The organism is Streptomyces sp. NPDC003697 (assembly GCF_053587115.1).
Genome location: NZ_JBSFNN010000151.1, coordinates 1 through 5,742 on the forward strand (window position 1 = coordinate 1; position 5,742 = coordinate 5,742).

Below are 5,742 nucleotides of genomic sequence, written 5' to 3' on the forward strand. Positions count from 1 at the left end.
CACGCCCAGTACGTCGAGCTTGAGCAGCCCGAGCTCCTCGACGTCGTCCTTGTCGAACTGGGACATGGGCTGGGCCTCCTCGCGCAGCGACGGGCTGCCCGCCGTCGGCTGGGTCGGCATCGAGCGCGCCGCCGGCACGGCCGGCACCGCCGCGGGAATCCCGGCGGCGACGTTGACCGTCCGGGTACCCGACGGTTCCGTGCCGCGCTCGGCCTCGGCGGCCGCCTGGGCGGCGGCACGGCGGGCGCCGTAACGACGGTGGACCGCCTGCTTGGTGACACCGAGGGCCGACCCCACCGCGTCCCACGAGAACCCGAGCGAGCGGTCGAAGTCCACGGCGGCCGTGACCAGGGTCTCGACGCTGTCCCGCAGTTCCTGGGCGAGTCGGACCGTCGGGGCGGGGGCACGCCCGTAGACGACGAAGCCCGTGGAGGGGCCGGAGCGGCGCGGGCGATAGACGTTCCCCAGCTGGGCGGTGAGCGTGCGCAGTGCGTCCACCTGCCGGCGGACCCGCTCGATGTCCCGCACCAGCAAGTGCAGGCTGGCCCGGGCCTGGGCGTCGTGGGTTGAGTGGTCGGCCATGAACAAGCCTCTCGAACCGGCGTTGAAAGGGATCGGCCGCGATCGCGGCCCTTCGGGGTCAACTCTTCCTTGACCAACGCGTCTTCGGGCCGCTGGTCACGGTGTGGGGGCGTAAGGGCATATGCGTACGCCCCCAGGGGTGACGCGCGCTGCGCCGCACGTCGTCGGCGTCGTGGGGCGAGTGGTCGTCGGTGTCGCGTGACCGCGGCCGTCGGTGTCCTGCGACCCGTGGCCATAGACTGGTGCGCTGCCCGCCGTCCACCCCGCCCGAGAGGCCCCAACCCGCCCATGAAGCTCGTCTTCGCCGGCACCCCCGAGGTCGCCGTTCCCGCTCTGGACGCCCTGATCACCTCCGGGCGGCACGAGGTGGCCGCCGTCGTCACACGGCCCGACGCACCGGCCGGGCGCGGACGCCGGCTCGTCGCGAGCCCGGTCGCCGAGCGGGCCGAGGAGGCCGGCATCGAGGTCCTCAAGCCGCTCAAGCCCCGGGACCCCGAGTTCCTGGAGCGGCTGCGCGAGATCGCCCCGGACTGCTGCCCCGTGGTCGCCTACGGGGCCCTGCTGCCGCGGGTCGCCCTGGACGTGCCCGTCCACGGCTGGGTCAACCTGCACTTCTCGCTGCTGCCCGCCTGGCGCGGTGCCGCGCCCGTGCAGCACGCCGTCATGGCGGGGGACGAGATCACCGGCGCCTCGACCTTCATCATCGAGGAGGGCCTGGACTCCGGACCCGTCTACGGCACCGTCACGGAGGAGATCCGCCCCACCGACACCAGCGGCGACCTGCTCACCCGGCTCGCCTTCGCCGGCGCCGGTCTGCTCGCCGCGACCATGGACGGCATCGCGGACGGCACCCTCAAGGCCGTGCCGCAGCCGGCCGACGGTGTCACGCTCGCCCCGAAGATCACCGTCGAGGACGCTCGGGTCGACTGGGCCGCCCCCGCCCTCCGCGTCGACCGCGTGGTCCGCGGCTGCACTCCCGCCCCCGGCGCCTGGACGACCTTCCGCGGCGAGCGGCTGAAGCTCATCCAGGTCGCCCCCGTGCCGCAGCGGGCCGGCCTCGCGCCGGGCGTGATCTCGGCCGCCAAGAACAACGTCCACGTGGGCACCGGTTCCCACGCCGTCGAGCTGCTGTGGGTGCAGGCGCAGGGCAAGAAGCCGATGCGTGCCGCGGACTGGGCGCGCGGCGTGCGCATCACGGAGGGCGAGACGCTCGGGGGCTGATCCCCCGGGCGAGAGGGGGAGCACCGGGGACGACCGCCGGGCCGACGGCCTCCGGCGGTCGTCACCGGCCGGCGTGGACCGCGGCACCGCGGACCCGGGCGCCCGGCGGCAGACGCCCCGGCAGCGCGCCCGCACGCCCCGACGACATGGACCGGCCCGTGCCCCGGCCGGCGCGAACCGCCCGTGCCCCGGCCGGCGCGAACCGCCCGTGCCCCGAGGCGGCGTGGAGCGTCCGCGGCACCCGCGCCGACCGGACCGGTGCCCGGCGCACGGCACGACGGGCGGGACGTACGCTGGACGCACAGCGCACCCAGACATCCGGAGCACCTTTTTCCGTGAGCGACACCGCCCGCCGGCCCCGCAAGCCCGCCAAGCCCTACCGCCGGCCCCAGAAGGACCCCGTCCGCATCCTCGCCTTCGAGGCGCTGCGCGCCGTGGACGAGCGGGACGCCTACGCCAACCTCGTCCTGCCGCCGCTGCTGCGCAAGGCGCGCGAGAAGGGCGACTTCGACGGGCGGGACGCGGCGCTGGCCACCGAGTTGGTGTACGGCACGCTGCGGTGGCAGGGCACCTACGACGCGATCATCGCCGACTGCGTCGACCGGCCGCTGCGGGAGGTCGACCCGCCCGTGCTCGACGTGCTCGCCCTGGGGGCGCACCAGCTCCTCGGCACACGCATCCCGACGCACGCCGCCGTCTCCGCCACCGTCGAGCTGGCGCGTGTCGTCCTCGGCGACGGCCGCGCCAAGTTCGTCAACGCCGTTCTGCGCAAGGTCGCGCGGCAGGACCTCGACGGATGGCTGGAGAAGATCGCGCCGCCCTACGACGAGGACCCGGAGGACCACCTCGCCGTCGTGCACTCCCATCCCCGCTGGATCGTCTCGGCCCTGTGGGACTCCCTCGGCGGCGGGCGCGCCGGGATGGAGGACCTGCTGGAGGCCGACAACGAGCGGCCCGAGGTGACGCTCGTCGCCCGGCCGGGGCGCGCCACCACGGCGGAACTGCTGGACGAGGAGGCCGCGGTGCCGGGACGCTGGTCGCCGTACGCCGTCCGGCTCACGGAGGGCGGCGAGCCGGGGGCCGTGGACGCCGTGCGGGAAGGCCGTGCGGGGGTGCAGGACGAGGGCAGCCAGCTCGTCGCGCTGGCCCTCGCCAACGCGCCCCTGGACGGGCCGGACGAGAAGTGGCTCGACGGCTGCGCCGGACCCGGCGGCAAGGCGGCCCTGCTCGCGGCGCTGGCCGCCGAGCGCGGAGCGCTCCTGGTCGCCTCCGAGAAGCAGCCCCACCGGGCCGGCCTGGTCGCGCGGGCGCTGGCCGGCAACCCCGGGCCGTACCAGGTCGTCACCGCCGACGGGACCCGGCCGGCATGGCGGCCCGGCACCTTCGACCGGGTGCTCGTGGACGTGCCGTGCACCGGGCTGGGGGCGCTGCGCCGCCGGCCCGAGGCACGGTGGCGGCGCCGCCCGGACGACCTGGACGCCTTCGCCCCCCTCCAGCGCGGTCTGCTGCGCACGGCCCTGGAGTCGGTGCGCGTCGGCGGGGTCGTCGGCTACGCCACCTGCTCACCCCACCTCGCCGAGACCCGGGCCGTGGTCGCCGACCTGCTCAAGCAGGTCCCCGGCACCGAGCTGCTCGACGCCCGCCCTCTGCTGCCGGGCGTACCGGCCCTCGGCGACGGCCCCGACGTCCAGCTGTGGCCGCATCTGCACGGCACCGACGCGATGTACCTGGCCCTCATCCGCCGCACCGGCTGACCCGCGCCGCGGCGCGGGCCCCACAGGCGTCAGCGGCCCTCCTGACCGCCGGCCGGCCTTCCGGCTCGTCCACGCGCGCCGGCGCCCACGGCCGCCGGCCCCGTGTACCGGAGCCGCCTACCGCGCGGGCCCCCGACGGGAACAAGGGCGGCCGCCCGGGACCCGAAGTACGGTGCCGGCAGGATCCACCGGGGGACCGGGGCGAACAACCGTGCCCGGGCATGGCAGTCTTGGGGCATGGCCGTGCAGATCAACCCCAGCATCCTGTCCGCCGACTTCGCACGCCTCGCCGACGAGGCGCGGGCGGTGGCAGGGGCCGACTGGCTCCACGTCGACGTCATGGACAACCACTTCGTGCCCAACCTCACGCTCGGCGTGCCGGTCGTGGAGTCCCTGGCCCGTGCGACGGACACCCCGCTGGACTGCCACCTGATGATCGAGGAGCCCGATCGGTGGGCACCGCAGTACGTCGAGGCGGGTGCCTCCTCCGTCACCTTCCACGTCGAGGCGGCCGCCGCGCCGGTGCGGCTCGCCCGGGAGATCCGGGCCAAGGGCGCCCGGGCGTCCATGGCCCTCAAGCCCGCCACCCCCATCGAGCCCTACGAGGACCTGCTCCCCGAGCTCGACATGCTGTTGATCATGACCGTCGAGCCCGGCTTCGGCGGTCAGGCGTTCCTCGACATCATGCTGCCGAAGATCCGCCGCACCCGTGAGCTCATCGCCAAGCACGGCCTCGAACTGTGGCTCCAGGTCGACGGCGGCGTCTCGGCCACGACGATCGAACGGTGCGCGGACGCCGGTGCCGACACCTTCGTCGCCGGCTCGGCGGTGTACGGCGCGCAGGACCCGGCCGAGGCGGTCCGCGCGCTGCGCCGCCAGGCGCAGTCGGCCACCGCGAAGGCGTCCTGGGCATGCGACCACTGAGCCACAGCTACGTGAACGGCCGCCCATCGGGGCGTATGAAGTGCGCCGGATCTGCAAGGATGAACGGCGAATCCAGAGTGTGAACAGCAGTGAGGAGATCGCCGTGTCGGGTATGTCGGCGGGCCGGTCAGCCATGCGGATGGGACCCGCTGAGCTGGTGCAGGCGGCGGCCATGGCCCGCCGCTTCTACCTCGAGGGCAAGTCGAAGATCCAGATCGCGGAGGAGTTCGGCGTCAGCCGCTTCAAGGTGGCCCGGGTCCTGGAGACGGCCCTCGAACGGGATCTGGTGCGCATCGAGATCCGGGTGCCGGCCGAGCTGGACGCCGAGCGCTCGGACGCGCTCCGCGCCCGCTACGGCCTCAGGCACGCTGTCGTGGTCGAGTCCCCGGCCGACGCCGAGGAGACGCCCGACCCCGAGAACCTGGGAGAGGTCGCCGCGGACCTGCTCGGCGAGCTCGTCAACGAGGGCGACGTCCTCGGTCTGGCCTGGGGCCGGTCCACCATCCACATGGCGGCCGCTCTCGACCGGCTGCCGCCGTGCACGGTGGTGCAGCTGACGGGCGTGTACGACGCCGGGACCTCCGAGCGCGGCTCGGTGGAGGCCGTCCGCCGCGCCGCCCAGGTGTCGGGCGGCGACGCCCACCCCATCTACGCGCCCATGCTGCTGCCGGACGCGGCCACGGCGACGGCGCTGCGCCACCAGACGGGGATCGCCCGGGCCTTCGAGTACTTCGACAAGGTGACGGTCGCCTGCGTGTCGATCGGCTCCTGGGAGCCGGGCATCTCGACGGTGCACGACATGCTCAGCGAGGAGGAACGCGCCCACTACGCCTCCCTCGGTGTGGCCGCCGAGATGGCCGCGCACCTCTTCGACGCCGAGGGCCGGCGGGTCGGACGGGACCTGGGGGAGCGCTGCATCACGGTCAAGGCCGACCAGTTGCGCCGGATCCCGGAGGTCGTCGCGATCGCGGGCGGGCAGCGCAAGGCGGCGGCGATCGACGCGGTGCTGAGGTCGGGGCTCGTGACCAGCCTCGTCACGGACACCTCGGCGGCGGACTACCTGATGACCGCGGGGCCCACCCCCAGGCCGGCCCTCAACCGCGCCGACCCCGACGGGCCCTGACGGCCCGCACCGGCGCGCTCCGCGCGGCAGGCGGTGCACGGCTCGCCCCGCGTCCGGCGCACCGTGGACGGCACACCCGGCGTCCGGGCCGGCTACGGCTTCCCGCAGCCCGGCAGCGGTCAGGCGGGCGCGCCCCCG

4 protein-coding genes and 1 pseudogene are annotated in these 5,742 nt (G+C 75.0%); 4 read left to right on the top strand and 1 reads right to left on the bottom strand.

The genetic code is table 11. The features are described from left to right. Window positions 1–66 precede the first annotated feature (66 nt). A pseudogene (locus ACWDNY_RS31035) lies at window positions 67–582 on the bottom strand (hypothetical protein); the annotation flags it as partial. Window positions 583–870: 288 nt separating this feature from the next. Between ACWDNY_RS31035 and fmt the strand changes: the two are divergent. From fmt to ACWDNY_RS31055, 4 genes are all read left to right on the top strand, one after another. Further along, complete coding sequence (gene fmt / locus ACWDNY_RS31040; RefSeq protein WP_451649145.1) at window positions 871–1,803, top strand: methionyl-tRNA formyltransferase; 933 nt, start codon at window positions 871–873, stop codon at window positions 1,801–1,803. Between the two features lie 335 nt (window positions 1,804–2,138). Next, entirely contained in the window at window positions 2,139–3,557 is a 1,419-nt protein-coding gene (locus ACWDNY_RS31045) for an RsmB/NOP family class I SAM-dependent RNA methyltransferase (RefSeq protein WP_451649146.1), read from the top strand. A gap of 237 nt (window positions 3,558–3,794) precedes the next feature. After that, window positions 3,795–4,481 carry a ribulose-phosphate 3-epimerase gene (rpe, locus tag ACWDNY_RS31050; RefSeq protein WP_451649147.1) on the top strand — a complete coding sequence of 229 codons (687 nt, stop codon included), beginning with the start codon at window positions 3,795–3,797 and terminating at the stop codon, window positions 4,479–4,481. A gap of 79 nt (window positions 4,482–4,560) precedes the next feature. After that, window positions 4,561–5,604, top strand: a complete 1,044-nt coding sequence (locus ACWDNY_RS31055) for a sugar-binding transcriptional regulator (protein ID WP_451649148.1) — start codon at window positions 4,561–4,563, stop codon at window positions 5,602–5,604. The last annotated feature ends 138 nt before the right edge of the window (window positions 5,605–5,742 follow it).

Excerpts from the sequence above, each read along its gene's own strand:
- fmt (WP_451649145.1), top strand. The coding sequence starts at position 871 with ATGAAGCTCGTCTTCGCCGGCACCCCCGAGGTCGCCGTTCCCGCTCTG.
- rpe (WP_451649147.1), top strand. The coding sequence starts at position 3,795 with ATGGCCGTGCAGATCAACCCCAGCATCCTGTCCGCCGACTTCGCACGC.